Annotated in this window: 12 protein-coding genes; 7 read left to right on the top strand and 5 right to left on the bottom strand. The window is 52.2% G+C overall.

Annotated elements, in window-relative coordinates; genetic code table 11:
• Window positions 1-167: 167 nt before the first annotated feature.
• The 3 genes from ruvB (at window position 168) to AC5JLP_RS06545 (ending at window position 3173) form a co-directional block, all read left to right on the top strand.
• Window positions 168-1307, top strand: a complete 1140-nt coding sequence (gene ruvB, locus AC5JLP_RS06555) for a Holliday junction branch migration DNA helicase RuvB (protein ID WP_496067119.1) — start codon at window positions 168-170, stop codon at window positions 1305-1307.
• Between the two features lie 72 nt (window positions 1308-1379).
• Window positions 1380-2183, top strand: a complete 804-nt coding sequence (locus AC5JLP_RS06550; protein WP_496067118.1) for a methyltransferase domain-containing protein — start codon at window positions 1380-1382, stop codon at window positions 2181-2183.
• An 84-nt stretch (window positions 2184-2267) separates the two neighbouring features.
• On the top strand, window positions 2268-3173 hold the full coding sequence (locus AC5JLP_RS06545) for a tetratricopeptide repeat protein (protein ID WP_496067117.1): 906 nt from the start codon (window positions 2268-2270) through the stop codon (window positions 3171-3173).
• 68 nt (window positions 3174-3241) lie between these two features.
• Here the strand turns inward: AC5JLP_RS06545 and AC5JLP_RS06540 are convergent, their stop codons facing one another.
• A complete protein-coding gene (locus tag AC5JLP_RS06540; RefSeq protein ID WP_496067116.1) occupies window positions 3242-4114 on the bottom strand; it encodes a TIGR01548 family HAD-type hydrolase in 873 nt (290 codons plus the stop codon).
• 190 nt (window positions 4115-4304) lie between these two features.
• Between AC5JLP_RS06540 and AC5JLP_RS06535 the strand changes: the two genes are divergently transcribed.
• Together AC5JLP_RS06535 and glgB are read left to right on the top strand one after the other, a co-directional pair.
• On the top strand, window positions 4305-4616 hold the full coding sequence (locus AC5JLP_RS06535; protein WP_496067115.1) for a 30S ribosomal protein PSRP-3: 312 nt from the start codon (window positions 4305-4307) through the stop codon (window positions 4614-4616).
• Window positions 4617-4991: 375 nt separating this feature from the next.
• Window positions 4992-7292: a 1,4-alpha-glucan branching enzyme gene (gene glgB / locus AC5JLP_RS06530; protein ID WP_496067114.1), complete on the top strand. Its 2301-nt coding sequence runs from the start codon at window positions 4992-4994 to the stop codon at window positions 7290-7292.
• Window positions 7293-7394: 102 nt separating this feature from the next.
• Here the strand turns inward: glgB and AC5JLP_RS06525 are convergent, their stop codons facing one another.
• A complete protein-coding gene (locus AC5JLP_RS06525; RefSeq protein ID WP_496067113.1) occupies window positions 7395-8000 on the bottom strand; it encodes a pilus assembly FimT family protein in 606 nt (201 codons plus the stop codon).
• A gap of 220 nt (window positions 8001-8220) precedes the next feature.
• Here AC5JLP_RS06525 and pbpC point away from each other — a divergent pair, with 220 nt between their 5' ends.
• Window positions 8221-10710: a penicillin-binding protein 1C gene (pbpC, locus tag AC5JLP_RS06520; protein ID WP_496067112.1), complete on the top strand. Its 2490-nt coding sequence runs from the start codon at window positions 8221-8223 to the stop codon at window positions 10708-10710.
• Window positions 10711-10734: 24 nt separating this feature from the next.
• Here pbpC and AC5JLP_RS06515 read toward each other — a convergent pair whose 3' ends face one another.
• The 3 genes from AC5JLP_RS06515 to AC5JLP_RS06505 form a co-directional block, all read right to left on the bottom strand.
• Window positions 10735-11838 (bottom strand): NAD(P)/FAD-dependent oxidoreductase, encoded by a 1104-nt coding sequence (locus AC5JLP_RS06515; RefSeq protein WP_496067111.1) that lies wholly within the window; start codon window positions 11836-11838, stop codon window positions 10735-10737.
• A gap of 22 nt (window positions 11839-11860) precedes the next feature.
• Window positions 11861-12346, bottom strand: a complete 486-nt coding sequence (locus AC5JLP_RS06510) for a low molecular weight protein-tyrosine-phosphatase (protein ID WP_496067110.1) — start codon at window positions 12344-12346, stop codon at window positions 11861-11863.
• Between the two features lie 153 nt (window positions 12347-12499).
• Window positions 12500-12844 carry a YbaB/EbfC family nucleoid-associated protein gene (locus AC5JLP_RS06505; protein WP_106260567.1) on the bottom strand — a complete coding sequence of 115 codons (345 nt, stop codon included), beginning with the start codon at window positions 12842-12844 and terminating at the stop codon, window positions 12500-12502.
• 281 nt (window positions 12845-13125) lie between these two features.
• On the opposite strand from AC5JLP_RS06505, the gene AC5JLP_RS06500 reads away from it, so the two are divergent.
• Window positions 13126-14040: a hypothetical protein gene (locus AC5JLP_RS06500; protein WP_496067109.1), complete on the top strand. Its 915-nt coding sequence runs from the start codon at window positions 13126-13128 to the stop codon at window positions 14038-14040.
• Window positions 14041-14187 lie beyond the last annotated feature (147 nt).

Raw genomic sequence — 14187 nt, 5'->3', positions numbered from 1 at the left:
TGATGAACAAAGCGGTCAGCCGTCAGCCGTCAGCGTTTGGGCTAAGATCTCTAAGCTCCTACTGACTTCTTACAGGCTCAACCACTAGCCACAAGATTGATTTCGCTAGCTGAAAGCTCCTTTATAGCTGATCGCTGACCGCTACTAAATGACCGCTTCCCCTAAGTATGGCAATAATCTCCTCCAAGAAACAGCCTTCAGAGTCGGATGGGAAAGATCCAAACGGTATAGATCGTAACGGTGCGCTGCCGCTAGAGAAGACGATCGCGCCTACCTCCCAAAAGCCCTCCTCAGAAGACCTATTGCAGCCCGAAGCCGAACCAGAAGAGCGCGGTAAGCAGGAAGAACGGTTACGCCCTCAACGACTGGCTGAGTACGTGGGGCAAAAGGATTTGAAAGAAATCCTCGACATTGCCATCCGTGCTGCCAAAGCTCGGAGTGAGACGCTGGATCACCTCTTGCTCTACGGGCCACCAGGGTTAGGCAAAACCACCATGTCACTGATTCTGGCAACGGAAATGGGTGTTAAGTGCAAAATCACCAGTGCGCCAGCGTTGGAGCGACCCAAAGATATTGTGGGGCTACTGGTCAATCTGCAACCAGGGGATGTCCTCTTTATTGATGAAATCCATCGTCTCAATAAGGTGAGTGAGGAACTGCTGTATCCGGCAATGGAGGACTTTCGGATCGATTTGACGATCGGCCAGGGTTCCAGTGCCCGCACTCGATCGCTCAAACTCCAGCCCTTTACGCTGGTGGGTGCTACCACACGGGTGGGTGCTCTCACCTCTCCTCTGCGCGATCGCTTTGGGCTGATTCAACGCCTGCGCTTTTACGAACTCGACGAACTCACGCAAATTGTGTTGCGCACGGCAAAACTACTTACCACTCCTGTCACACCCGAAGGCGCTGCCGAAATTGCTCGACGTGCGCGGGGTACCCCTCGTGTGGCTAATCGCCTGCTGAAGCGAGTGCGCGATTATGTGCAGGTCAAAGCGCTGGGCACGATCAACCAGATGATCGCAGCGGAAGCTCTGGAACGCTTCAACGTTGACCCCTGTGGCTTAGACTGGACTGATCGCCGTTTGCTTACGGTGATGATCGAGCAGTTTAGCGGCGGCCCCGTTGGGCTAGAAACAATGGCAGCCGTAACAGGCGAAGACGCTCAGACGATCGAAGAGGTCTATGAACCCTATCTCATGCAAATTGGCTACCTCAACCGTACGGCTCGCGGTCGCATTGCCACGTCTGCCGCTTGGAAACATCTGGGCTATTCTCCACCCAATACTCAGCTTTCCGTGCTTTAGTCCTCTAAATTTAGCCCTCTAGTTTGCGAGTGAGACCAGAGTGTACATGTTGAGAAAGAAACGGTTGCTGCAATGAACCACCGTTTAACGCCATCAAATCGCTGGATAATCAGCCTGAAAAGTATCATCAAGCCTGTGCTTCGCCTTGCCTCCACAGCCTTCTGGACGATGCGAAACGACGTGTTCGATCGCAGAGGCATTGCCACTCACTACTACCTCAAAGGCAACGGCATCGAGATTGGAGCCTTACACAACCCGCTAAACGTTTCAGGCAAAGCCACCGTTCGCTATGTCGATCGCATGACCGTGACCGACCTCAAAGCCCACTATCCCGAACAGAAAGACCTGCCCTTGGTCAAAATCGATATCATGGACGATGGCGAAACACTGACCAGCATTCCTTCAGCATCGCAAGACTTTGTCATTGCGAACCACTTTCTGGAGCACTGTCAGAACCCCATTAAAGCCATCCACAGCATGTTAAGAGTGCTCAAGCCAGAGGGCATTCTTTACTTAGGCATTCCAGACAAACGCTATACCTTTGATGTTCATCGTCCCCTGACAGATATTAATCATCTGTTAAAGGACTATCGTGAAGGCGCGGAGTGGTCTCAAAAACAGCATTTTCTAGAGTGGGCAAAATTTCCCACCTTGGGGTATACCCATGAGAACGATGGAATCGACGATCCCAGGATTGAAACCGAAGCAGCCCGCTTTATGGAGCAAGACTACAGCATTCACTACCATGTTTGGACTCAGACCGAGATGCTAGAACTACTGGTAACCTTACAGAGAACCCTACAATTTCCCTTTGACGTTGAACTATTTCTTAAAAATAAGGATGAAATGGTTCTCGTTTTGAGAAAGCATCCTTAAGCTGTTCTCCCCGTTTTCTACCCGTTAACTTCGATCGCATCCTGACTATCACACGGCTTACGTTGCTGTTCATTGAGTAGCTTTATGATTCGGTTCCTTCTTGTTCTCTTCAGTATCTTGCTCTCTAGCCTCCTGCTTGGTTCGCCTGAGCTAGCACTGGCTGCTGAGCAAACGACCTCGGCTGCTACGACACCCGCCGCTACTCAACCAGAAGCAGCACCCCAGCCAGAAGCGCCGCAACCAGAAGTCTCAACAACACCCCAGTCAACCGTTCTGGACTTGTACAAACAGCTTGATGCGATCGCCGACAAGGCGTTCAAAGCCACAAACGAAGGCGATTTCCGCACCGCAGAAGAATACTGGACACAAATCATCGAAAAACTGCCGCAGACGGCTGCTGCCTGGAGCAATCGTGGTAACGCCAAAGTCAGCCAGAATAAGCTGCAAAGTGCGCTGGCAGATTACGCCAAAGCGATCGAGCTGGCACCAGATGCCCCAGACCCCTACCTCAACCGTGGAACCGCCCTTGAAGGCTTGGGTAAGTGGGATGAGGCGATCGCCGACTATAACCATGTCCTGGAACTAGACCCCAAAGACCCTGCTGCCTTCAACAATCGCGGCAATGCCAAAGCTGGACTGGGACAGTGGGAAGATGCCGCCGCCGACTATAAGCAAGCCACTCAACTTGTTAGCGATTACGCCTTTGCCAACGCCAACTATGCCCTTGCCCTGTACCAACTTGGTAAACAAGACGAAGCCGTCCGTAAGATGCGAAATCTAGTCCGCAAGTATCCCCAATTTGCCGATATGCGTGCTGCGCTCACAGCCGCCCTGTGGGCACAAGGCAAACAGGGCGAAGCCGAAAGCCAGTGGGTCTCTGCCGTAGGTCTTGACTCGCGCTACAAAGATGTGAACTGGCTCAAAAACAACCGCCGCTGGCCTCCAGAAATGGTCGCGGCGATGGAAAAGTTCTTGAAACTGAAGGCGTAGGGGAAGTGAGAGGTGAGAGGTGTCAGAATCAACTAACCCCAAACCTCTTCTGACTTCAAACTCAAAACTCAAAACTCAAAACTCAAAACTTTCCCCTCCCCCTCTCCCCTCACCAATTTCCCGATCGCCTCTACGCTCAACTCCTGCACATTACCCAACACGATCTCTGCACCTGCTTGCTCTAGCGTGTGAGCATAGGGCTGGCGATGTTCTGGGGTTTCCTGAACATGAGGCGGCAACACTCCGACCGCAATCCAACAACGATCGGGTTGAACCTGACGAGCATTGGCGATCGTGTGCATATCTGCCACTGTATCGCCCACATACAAGACGGGAGCCGTATCAGCGCCATTTAATAAGCGGATGGTTTGCAACAGTCCGGTGGGGTCAGGCTTTCCCGGTGCATCTTCCATTGCGACCAGAACGGGCGATCGTAGCCCCAGGCGTTTTTCCAGAATGTAGCGAGCTGATCCAGTCGTCGCACCGCTAAAAAAGCCCCACTGTATGCCTGCTTCCGTCAGTTGATCAAGATAGGTTGCTTGCAGCAGTAGGGGTTCCTGGCAAATGTAACCTGTCCAGTTGGTTGGATCGGAACCACGATAACGAGACTGAAAAAAGGCGACCAGTGCTTCGTAGTGAAGCGTGATGGCATTTTGAGCAGCAACATCCCGCGATTCTCTTTCAGAGACGCTACGCGAACGCCCCTGGGCTTCAAAATAGCGATACACCAATTCCTGCGAGGCTTCCCAGTCATTGTTCCAGATGCCTTCTGCCTTGAGGGCATCAATATCCCACTGAGACGGACGATATGCACCCTCGGTAAAATGCTCGACAGTATCAGCGAGCGCCCGTCGATACGACCCACCCACATCCCGGATCACCCCGTCAATGTCAAAAATGACGATCGTCCGCACGCGCTCATCAATCCGTGAAGCGTCCATCTGGTCTGCGCCTACTGCCCTCATGCTGTACTTAAAACCACCCTACACCCTACACCCTACACCCAATTCCACCACCTTGCTCTCTCGTGGCAGCTTCACAGTGACGCTGGTACTTCCCTCAACAGTGCGATAGAATTGGAAGCTGCGGAACAACATCACGCTGCAATGTAAGCAAACAGGTTGGGACACGATGGAGGTTGGGTTGTCGAAGTTTATTCTAAAAGTTCTCTGGTTAGATGAGAATGTCGCCCTGGCAGTTGATCAGGTTGTGGGGAAAGGCACAAGCCCTCTAACCTCATACTTTTTCTGGCCCCGTAATGATGCGTGGGAACAGTTGAAGACCGAGATGGAAGCAAAGCATTGGATCTCTGAAATCGATCGTGTCGAGTTGCTGAACCAGGCAACTGAGGTCATCAATTACTGGCAAGAAGAAGGCAAGCGGCGACCGATGGCAGAAGCTCAGGCAAAGTTCCCAGAAGTTACATTTACAGGTAGCGCCTAAGCGCGTGTCCTCCGTGGCGTAAGCGTACGCTCACTGCTGCTTTGCACATACAACGCTTGAACCAGTTCTAAGTGCTGATCAAGAGACTGAACCGCCCTGACTTGTAAATGATAGAGTTAGGGCGTGTTTTGTGTTGAAGCCTGGATTTGTAAGGTCTTCCACCTCTTTTACAAGAGGCGTGTAGTCACTGATGACGCTAGGCTCTACGGTAGATAGCAGTAGACTCTACGAAAAATCACGCACCGAGGCAAATAAATTTGAGACTTTGGTCATGATTTGCTACGGTTTATGAAAGTTAGTAACGCATTGTTTATATTTCTCTGCGGTATAAATTAATTTTGGCGGCTTGATAATTTTGTTTAGGCAGGTAGCTTCATGACCATGACCATTACGCCCGATCAGGTAGAGCGGATTGTTTGGAACCAGCATCATGATCCGTTTGAGGTGCTGGGTCCTCATCCCTTCGAGAAAAATGGTCAACCTGCCTGGATGGTGCGAGCCTATCAGCCAAATGCCGATGCTGTCTGGGTTGTGCTTCCAGAACTGCGGGAAGAATATCCCATGCAGGCAACCCACCATCCCCACTTTTTTGAATGCATCCTTGACGTTGCCGAACTTACGAACTACCAATTTCGCTTGAAGGAAGGTGAACACGAGCGGTTTATTTACGATCCCTACGCGTTTCGATCGCCCTACCTGACCGACTTTGATATCCACTTGTTTGCAGAAGGCAACCATCACCGAATCTACGAGAAGATGGGTGCCCATGTGACGACGATGAATGGAGTGCAAGGCGTTTACTTTGCGGTCTGGGCACCGAATGCACGAAATGCGTCTGTGTTAGGAGACTTCAACCATTGGGATGGTCGTAAGCATCAGATGCGCAAGATTGGGGATGGCATCTGGGATCTCTTTATCCCAGAAGTGAGTGCTGGCGATTCTTATAAGTACGAAATCAAAAACCAAGACGGCCACATTTACGAAAAATCTGATCCCTACGGCTTTCAACAAGAGCCACGACCGAAAACAGCCTCGATCGTCACCGACCTGGATACCTATGCCTGGAACGATGATGCATGGATGGAGCACCGCCGCCATAACGAACCGCTCACCCAACCGATTTCTGTCTATGAATGTCACCTGGGTTCCTGGTTACATGCGGCTTCTAGTGAACCTGCTTTGCGGTCGAACGGTGAGTCAGAACCCGTTGTGGTTGTCTCTGAACTCAAGCCTGGAGCAAGATTCCTGACCTACCGGGAACTCGCTGCTAAACTCATTCCTTACGTAAAGGAGTTAGGCTTCACACATATCGAACTACTGCCCGTTGCAGAACACCCCTTCGACGGTTCATGGGGCTACCAGGTGGTAGGACACTTCGCCTGTACCTCTCGCTTTGGCAGTCCGCAAGACTTTATGTACTTTGTGGATCAGTGCCATGCCAATGGTATCGGGGTCATTGTAGATTGGGTTCCGGGTCACTTTCCCAAAGATGGGCATGGACTGGCCTTCTTTGATGGTACCCATCTTTACGAACACGCTGATCCCCGCAAGGGTGAGCATAAAGAGTGGGGCACCCTGGTCTTTAACTACGCTCGTAACGAAGTACGCAATTATCTGGTTGCCAATGCGCTGTTCTGGTTTGATAAGTATCACATTGACGGCATTCGGGTAGATGCAGTGGCATCGATGCTCTACCTCGACTATTGCCGCGAACCGGGCGAATGGGTTGCCAACCAGTACGGTGGGCGTGAGAACATCGAGGCGGCAGACTTTCTCCGTCAGATGAACCACGTCATCTTTAGCTACTTCCCTGGCGTGCTGTCGATCGCCGAAGAATCAACGTCCTGGCCGATGGTTTCCTGGCCCACCTACGTGGGTGGTTTGGGCTTCAACCTGAAGTGGAATATGGGCTGGATGCACGACATGCTGGACTACTTCCACATGGACCCCTGGTTCCGTCAGTTTCACCAAAACAACGTCACCTTCAGCATGTGGTATAACCACAGCGAAAACTTCATGCTGGCGCTTTCCCACGATGAGATTGTGCATGGCAAGAGCAATATGCCTGGGAAAATGCCCGGTGATGAGTGGCAGAAGTTTGCGAACTTGCGCTGCCTGTACTCCTTCATGTACACGCATCCAGGTAAAAAGACACTCTTCATGAGCATGGAGTTTGGGCAGTGGAGCGAATGGAATGTGTGGGCCGATTTGGAGTGGCACTTGCTTCAGTATGAAACGCACCAACAGCTGAAGCAATTTATGTCGGTGCTAAACGAGCTTTATCGCAGTGAACCTGCGCTATACACTCAGGACTTTGGGCAAGAGGGGTTTGAGTGGATCGACTGTAGCGATAATCGCCACAGCGTTGTTTCCTTTATCCGCCGAGCCAAGGAATCAGATGAGTTTGTCATCGTGGTGTGTAACTTCACCCCCCAGCCTCACTCTCACTACCGGGTCGGTGTACCAGAACGCGGCTTCTACACCGAGTTGTTAAATAGCGATTCGCGCGAGTATGGCGGCAGCAATATGGGCAACTTGGGCGGCAAGTGGACGGATGATTGGGCGTATCACAATCAGCCCTACTCTATCGACCTGTGTTTGCCGCCCTTGGGTACGTTGATTTTGAAGCTCGATCGCGTGAAAACCCAAAAAGCGCTACAAGGCGTGAATGATTAGTAGCCAGGACTTACGCATTTGATCAAAACCTGGAGGTTTAAGCAGCGACCTTTGGTGCTGATGCTTGATTCCTGGTTCAAACCTCGGAGGTTTGAACCAGCCCTAATAGCAATACTTCCCATCCTGCATGGTTGAGTGTTCACTGCCTGTGCGGATGGCTCCTAGCAGGGTTGATACAACCACACAGCGCTTGGCTTTCCCGCCATTCTTGTTAGAAAGGGTCAGCCGTCCTAGCTGCCCGTTGACGTGTCCTTCGTGGTCAAACTGCACTCTACGAACGCCACCTGATTGCTGTAGCGTTGTTTCGGCATCCAGTTGAATCGCAGAGTCCAGGCTGCTCCACGCTGAGGCGATCGGGGTGGCGTTGACTGCATGCACGGCCCATTGCACCACACCGTTCCTCTCTTGGAAGCTGGCTTGCCAAACAATCTGGTTATGTTTGGCATGACTTTGAGCATCGCGCATGGCTTGCAGCACACGCTCTTGCCCAGCGTTAAGGCGTTGCGTGTTCATGAGAACAGCCCATCCGGGAGCCATCATAGCAAAGAGAATGCTGATGATGAGGACAGTCACGATCAGTTCAAGCATTGTAAACCCCTGGGTGAATGAGCGTGTTTTGAGTTTTGAATCAGTTGCGATCGTGCGTTGACGGTCAACAGGGTCAAGGGCGTTAGCTTCGGTAGAAAGGGCGTTGCGTTGATGAAACATGACAGTGACAGTAGATACAGGTTGATGCATGCGCAGCTACAGCTAAGCTTCGCTTATTTAAGATTTCCCAGAGAATTTAGGGCTGTAACGCTTTGCTTTGCCATTTGCCGGATCGGTGCCTCATTCCGGTGTAGTCAGCTTGAATGTTCGTTACAATTCCGCCAGCAGCCTGGGAAAGCCTGCATGATGAACCTGTGGCACGCTGGCTAAAGGACTGGATATGCGTCAGCACAAATGGTTTGCCCTCAAGCCAGGCCCATTATTAGAAAAACGATTGAGAATGGTGCAGCGATCGACTGTCCATTTACCCATTCAATTGCGATCGCTTCGACGCTGGTACATCAGACGATCACCCTGGAGTTTGATACTGACTGTTGTTGTGCTGTGTTTGGTTGTGCGCTCGCTACCTTATGTCGCTCCCATTCGTGCAACTGCCCTGGAGCAAGACCAGCAGGCGATTGCGTTTACCGATCGCAACGGGCTACCGCTGGGCACAGTTCTTACCCGCAACCAGGAACACACGGTCACTGTGCCTCTCACGCAGGTCTCGCAGCCCTTCCAGCAGGCGATCGTCGCCGCAGAGGATGGGCGATTCTATCGGCATGGGGCACTGGATGGGCGGGCGATCGTCCGTGCTGTTTTGGAAGCGATGCAAGCCCGTCAGGTGGTTAGCGGAGCTTCTACCATCACCATGCAGCTTGCCCGGATGTTGGAGCCATCACCCCGCACCCTATCAGGAAAGGCCAAGGAGATCTGGACATCCTGGCGGCTGACGGCTGGCATGAGCAAAGCCGAAATCCTGCAAGCGTATGTGAATCGTCTACCAATGGGCGGCAACATCTATGGCATTGAAGCCGCCGCCCGCATTTACTTCGGCATTCCTGCCAGTGATTTGAATGTGGCGCAGGCCAGTTTGCTTGCAGGGTTGCCCAACGATCCCAATCGCCTCAATCCTTACGATCGCTGGCAAGCCCTCAAAAGACGGCAAACCTATGTGCTTAGTCGAATGGTGCACGATCGCTACCTGACCCGTGCGGAAGCCGATCGCGCCCTTCAAGAAGAACTCGCGCTCCAACCACGGCAACAAGGTCTTATTGCAGCGCCACACTTCTTGTTCTGGCTGGCTGAGCAGCGATCGACCCATCCAGTGCAAGTGCGTACAACGCTCGATCGTCCTTTACAACAATTTGTCGAAGCTCAGGTACAGCATGTCGTTCAAGCGCTGGCACCGCATAACGTACATCATGCAGCGGCTCTGGTGCTCGACAACCACTCTGGTGATGTGCTGGCATACGTCGGTTCGCCCAACTATTTTGCGGATGCTCAAGGGGGACGCAATGACGGTGTACAGGCGTTACGTCAACCCGGCTCCACGCTGAAGCCCTTCCTGTACGAACTGGCGTTAGAGCAGCGATCGATTCGCCCAAATACAGTTCTGGCTGACATCCCCACTCGTTACGCCATTCCTGGTGCCAAGCTGTATACCCCCTCCGACTATAGCGAAACCTTTCAAGGCCCTGTACGCGTGCGAGTAGCACTGGCAAATTCTCTCAACGTCCCAGCCGTGCGAGTGTTGGAGAAAGTGAGCGTGAAGGCGTTCCTCGATCGCCTTCATCAGCTTGGCTTTACCCACCTGACCCAAACCCCTGACTATTACGGGTTGGGTCTAGCGCTGGGTGGTGGTGAAGTCAGCCTGTGGGAGTTAGCGCGGGCGTATTTGGTTTTGGCAAATGGGGGAGAGGCGATCGGCTTAAGGGGAGAGACAGAAGCCAGGAGGCAGGAGGCAGGAGTCAGAATTTTCCTTGCTTCCCCTGCCCCCTCTGCTCCTCCTGCTTCCCCTGCTCCTCCTGCTTCCCCTGCTCCTCTTGCTTCCTCTTCTCCCTCCTGGTCTCTCATCACCGATATGCTCAGTGACTCCCATGCTCGCGCGAAAGCGTTTGGAGTCGATTCGCTGCTCAGTTTGCCGTTTCCCACAGCCGCTAAAACGGGCACTTCATCAGATTTTCGAGATACCTGGACGGTTGGCTTTACAAGGGATTACACCGTTGCGGTATGGGTCGGCAATTTTGATGGCGACCCGATGCGACAGGTTTCCGGCGTGACAGGTGCGGCTCCACTGTGGAATCGCATTATGCTGCATTTGCATGAACATCAGGAGCCGGGTGCTTTTCCACCCCCGCTGGGAATGATCAAGCGTTCCATCTGCGCCTTATCGGGTGCCCGTCCTACGCCTGCTTGCCCAGTGGTTGTGCAGGAATATTTCGAGCCACAGGATTTGGGTGAGTACGATCGCCAGCCCGATCCCTTCTACCAAACGGTGACGGATAGTAAGGGAAAGCAAACCGATCGCCTCAAACTGCCGCCTGAATACAACGAATGGCTGGCAATGCAGCCAGCGCTGCCAGCCGCAACGAATGGCTTGAGAATTCTTTCGCCCCGCAATGGTGATGTCTTTTTATTGGATGCTGGAGGAACTGACTCGGCTCAGCGGCTTCAGTTCAAACTGACACGCCCATCAGCTCAGACAGTTGAATGGCGGCTCAATGGGCAATTGCTGCCTCCCCAAACTGCTGACTCCGTTTTTTGGGTGCCGAAGCCGGGAAGCTGGATTTTGGAGGTGAAAAGTGGTGGTGAGAGCGATCGCGTCAGTTTTACTGTGCAAATGGCAGAAAGCAGAAGCACACGCAAAGGCTTCTCGATCGCCCAATAGTAAAAGTGGTGCACCGGATTGCCTCTAGAGTGAGATAACCAGTTGACGAATCTTTTCTGCGGTTGCAGGTGCTAGCAGTACGCCGTTGCGGTAATGTCCCGTTGCCAGCAGTACATTACTGTAGCCGGGGAGGTGTTCTACGATCGGAGCAGGGCGGCCTTCAGGACGGGGACGTAAGCCTGACCAGGCACGGACGATCGTCGCATCGGCAAGCCTGGGACAAAACGCGATCGCCTGCTGCATCACGGTATCTAAGGCAGCGGCATTGGGTAGCGGGGTGGATGAGTCGAGCGGGAACTCTACTGTTGCACCAACCCAGTAGTCTCCGCCACTGATCGGCACGATATGAACATCTTCACCTGTAATGACAGGCTGCAACTCTGATTTCAGGGCTTTTGGTAAGCGTACATGCATGGCTTGACCTAACACCGGGCGAATATCCACAGTTTGCTGAAGCGAGGCTGTGAGCGGTGTTGATCCTAAGCCTGCGGCAATTACCAGCCAATCGATCGCCAACGTTCCTGCAGTTGTTTGCACCTGCTGACATGCTCGCAACGTGGACTCATCTACCCGATCACACGGCTCTACGCCAACTACAGCCGTATCAAATTGAAACATCACGCCTTTTTGGGCTGCTGCTGCCACCAATGCCTGAGTGAGCGCTGTTGGATCAACCTGCCGATCGTGTGGCGAATAAATTGCTGCCGTGATCCGCTCTAAATTCAGTTGCGGGTAGGTAGCTGCGATCTGGGCGCGATCAAGCATCTCTAGCTGCCACCCCTGCGATCGCCGGATGTCTACCAGATAGTGCCAACGCTCCAACGGCTCGTCTTCAAAGCAAAGCCGCAAAATGCCCTGTCGATTGAACCAGATGGGCTGTCCCGTCAACGCTTCCAGTTCAGGCACCCAGGTATTGTAGCGATCGATCCCCGTGAGGCGCATCCGCAAATTGTTGCCCTTAACTTTCTGGCTAACGGCTCCCATTAGAACCCCCAGCGCGGCTCCTGTGGCAACCTGGGCGGGCTGGTAGCGCTCGATGACCGTGATCGATAGCCCCTCAACCTGACTTAACTCATAGGCGGTTGCGGCCCCCACAACGCCGCAACCGATGATGACAACATGAGTCATGGATTACCGAAAACGCCAAACACTATTTGCTCGCTGCCAGTGCTTGAGTGACATCAGCTAACAAACCCTCGCAGGCATCAAACAGCAAGTCGATGACCTGGTTAAACCCTTCGGTGCCGCCATAGTAGGGATCGGGCACCTCTCGCAGGGCGTGGCGAGTGCAGTAATCGCACATAAGCTGCACCTTGTGGCGATACTTGCCGCCTAGATCAAGGGCACAGATGTCTGCAAGATTCTCTCGATCCATTGCCAAAATGCGATCGAAGGTCTCAAAATCAGCTCTAACGAACTGTCGCGCATTGCCACACAGAGTAATCCCTTGCTTTTGAGCCGCGATCGTCATCCGTCGATCGGGCGAACTCCCAATGTGATAGCCTGCCGTGCCTGCGGAATCACAAACAATGCGATCGCTCAAATCTGCTTGAGCAATCAAGTGATTCATGATGTTCTCCGCTGAGGGCGATCGACAAATATTACCAAGACAAACAAATAGCAGCTTGTAGGGCATTGTCTGTGCCAGTATCGTTCACTCATAATAGTCAATACAGCCTCAAAGTGCGACCTGACGCGGGAGACGGAAGGGATGAGATTACTCAACGCAAAGCTTCGTGTCATCATTTGACATCGCCTCCCGTGTCAGGCTTAGCAAAGCCAGGGAACGTTACATTCCCGGTAGATTGAGTCCACCCGTTAGCTCTTCCATCCGCTCTCGCATCGTGGTGGTGGATTTGTTGTAGGCATCCTTCATGGCTGCCGTCACCAAATCGGAAAGCACTTCTGCACCTTCACCGAGAACATCAGGCGAAATGGTGACGCTAAGGGGTTCTTGGTTGCCACTCAGCACAACCTTGACCAACCCACCACCAGATTCACCTTCAATTTCCATCTGTTCCAGTTCTTCTTGAAGCCGTCTGGCTCCTTCTTGAACCTGTTGTGCTTTTTTGAAGGCTTCCGTCAGCTCTTTCATTTTGCCGAGACCGAAGCCAAATCCCTGTCCTTGTGACATAACGTATAGCGGGTTGCGAATTTAAGTGTAAGTAGTCGTGGTTCCATTATGACATCGCGCATCCAGGCAACATCATTATTTTGCAAAATACAGCAGTCAGCTTTTTAGCCTTTAGCCTTCATCCCTTATCATTCTGCCTTCTGTAACGCTTCGTAGTCACTGCTACTTATTCGGCTGTAGAAGCTATCGATTTCTTAAGAGAAGCCCAAGTGAAAGAGTTATTTTGCTAAAACTGTCTCACAATGATCGCTATCAGGCAGTAGTAATGGGTAGCAGTTACAATGCCAACGAATCCTCTGTTCTATCCAATTAGCGATTCAGCCCGTACCTCGAATCTGCATGATCAGATTCAGATTGCCCTTGCGATCGCCGAGCGTACCGTTTTGCAGTCACTCCTCGAAAATTGCATTCCCACGTTGGCGAAAGGGCAGCATATTCGTACAATTTCAACGCAAGTCGGCGTGCCAACGGGCAATCAGCTAACGGCTGACGGCGTTGTGCATTTTGAATCGATGCAATGCCGACTGGTAGAGCCTGGAGAACCGATCGGGCTTTCGGCATCGAGTCATAACCGAACCATTGATAGCCGAGAAATGGCAAGATTGACCCAGCATGAGTCGGATATGCAAACCCTGGGAAACAATCTGCCACTAGCACTTACCGTTTCTCTGCTGGGTGAGTCTGGCTTTCGCTCAGAGCAGATTGATGAAATTTTGCACTTACCGTGCAATGCCTGGCATAAGTCCTGGTGGTATGCGATCGACGCCGGGGGCAACTTCACCATGCCCTTTTTACGCCAGATTCGTACCTTGCGCTTTCCTGATGGCACCTTTACCCTTCAGTACAAAGACTTTTTTGAGCAAAATAATCCCAACTGTTTTATCAGTACGGCGCAGAGGGTATTGGTATTGATTAAGCCTGATACTCAGAGCTTTGGTGAGACGTTGCGGCAAATTAACTACCAGCGTGAAGCACTAGGCGTTCAACAGGCGATTTTAATTTGCAGTACTATTTCAGATCTAGAAGCGCAAGGCTTTATTAACCAGGGAATCAGTATTTATCCGGCGGTTGAGCTGATTTTGCCGACGCAATCTAATTGCGTTCACTGTGGGCGTAAGGAATGTGCCATGAATGGGGCGGAAGATTCCCCGGTTGCCTTGTGCTATGGCTTTTTACCAGAAAGTGAGTTTGTTTAGCTAGCATAACCAGTAAAGCGCGCGATCGATGACTCTGGATGTCGATGGCAACTGATGCTTGTGGCTGGTGTGTGCCCAGTTTGTTAGCTAAATGGCTAGCGCTCACGTGCCTGTGATTCACTTGCCTAGATCGATGACTGAAGTCTC

Source organism: Stenomitos rutilans, assembly GCF_059505485.1.
The sequence above is the reverse complement of the archived record's forward strand: the minus strand, read 5'-3'. Positions and strand labels throughout refer to the sequence as shown.

Excerpts from the sequence above, each read along its gene's own strand:
- AC5JLP_RS06535 (WP_496067115.1), top strand. The coding sequence starts at position 4,305 with ATGGAGGTTGGGTTGTCGAAGTTTATTCTAAAAGTTCTCTGGTTAGAT.
- AC5JLP_RS06505 (WP_106260567.1), bottom strand. The coding sequence starts at position 12,844 with ATGTCACAAGGACAGGGATTTGGCTTCGGTCTCGGCAAAATGAAAGAG.
- AC5JLP_RS06550 (WP_496067118.1), top strand. The coding sequence starts at position 1,380 with ATGAACCACCGTTTAACGCCATCAAATCGCTGGATAATCAGCCTGAAA.
- AC5JLP_RS06515 (WP_496067111.1), bottom strand. The coding sequence starts at position 11,838 with ATGACTCATGTTGTCATCATCGGTTGCGGCGTTGTGGGGGCCGCAACC.
- AC5JLP_RS06500 (WP_496067109.1), top strand. The coding sequence starts at position 13,126 with ATGCCAACGAATCCTCTGTTCTATCCAATTAGCGATTCAGCCCGTACC.
- AC5JLP_RS06510 (WP_496067110.1), bottom strand. The coding sequence starts at position 12,346 with ATGCCCTACAAGCTGCTATTTGTTTGTCTTGGTAATATTTGTCGATCG.
- AC5JLP_RS06525 (WP_496067113.1), bottom strand. The coding sequence starts at position 8,000 with ATGTTTCATCAACGCAACGCCCTTTCTACCGAAGCTAACGCCCTTGAC.
- ruvB (WP_496067119.1), top strand. The coding sequence starts at position 168 with ATGGCAATAATCTCCTCCAAGAAACAGCCTTCAGAGTCGGATGGGAAA.
- AC5JLP_RS06545 (WP_496067117.1), top strand. The coding sequence starts at position 2,268 with ATGATTCGGTTCCTTCTTGTTCTCTTCAGTATCTTGCTCTCTAGCCTC.
- glgB (WP_496067114.1), top strand. The coding sequence starts at position 4,992 with ATGACCATGACCATTACGCCCGATCAGGTAGAGCGGATTGTTTGGAAC.
- pbpC (WP_496067112.1), top strand. The coding sequence starts at position 8,221 with ATGCGTCAGCACAAATGGTTTGCCCTCAAGCCAGGCCCATTATTAGAA.
- AC5JLP_RS06540 (WP_496067116.1), bottom strand. The coding sequence starts at position 4,114 with ATGGACGCTTCACGGATTGATGAGCGCGTGCGGACGATCGTCATTTTT.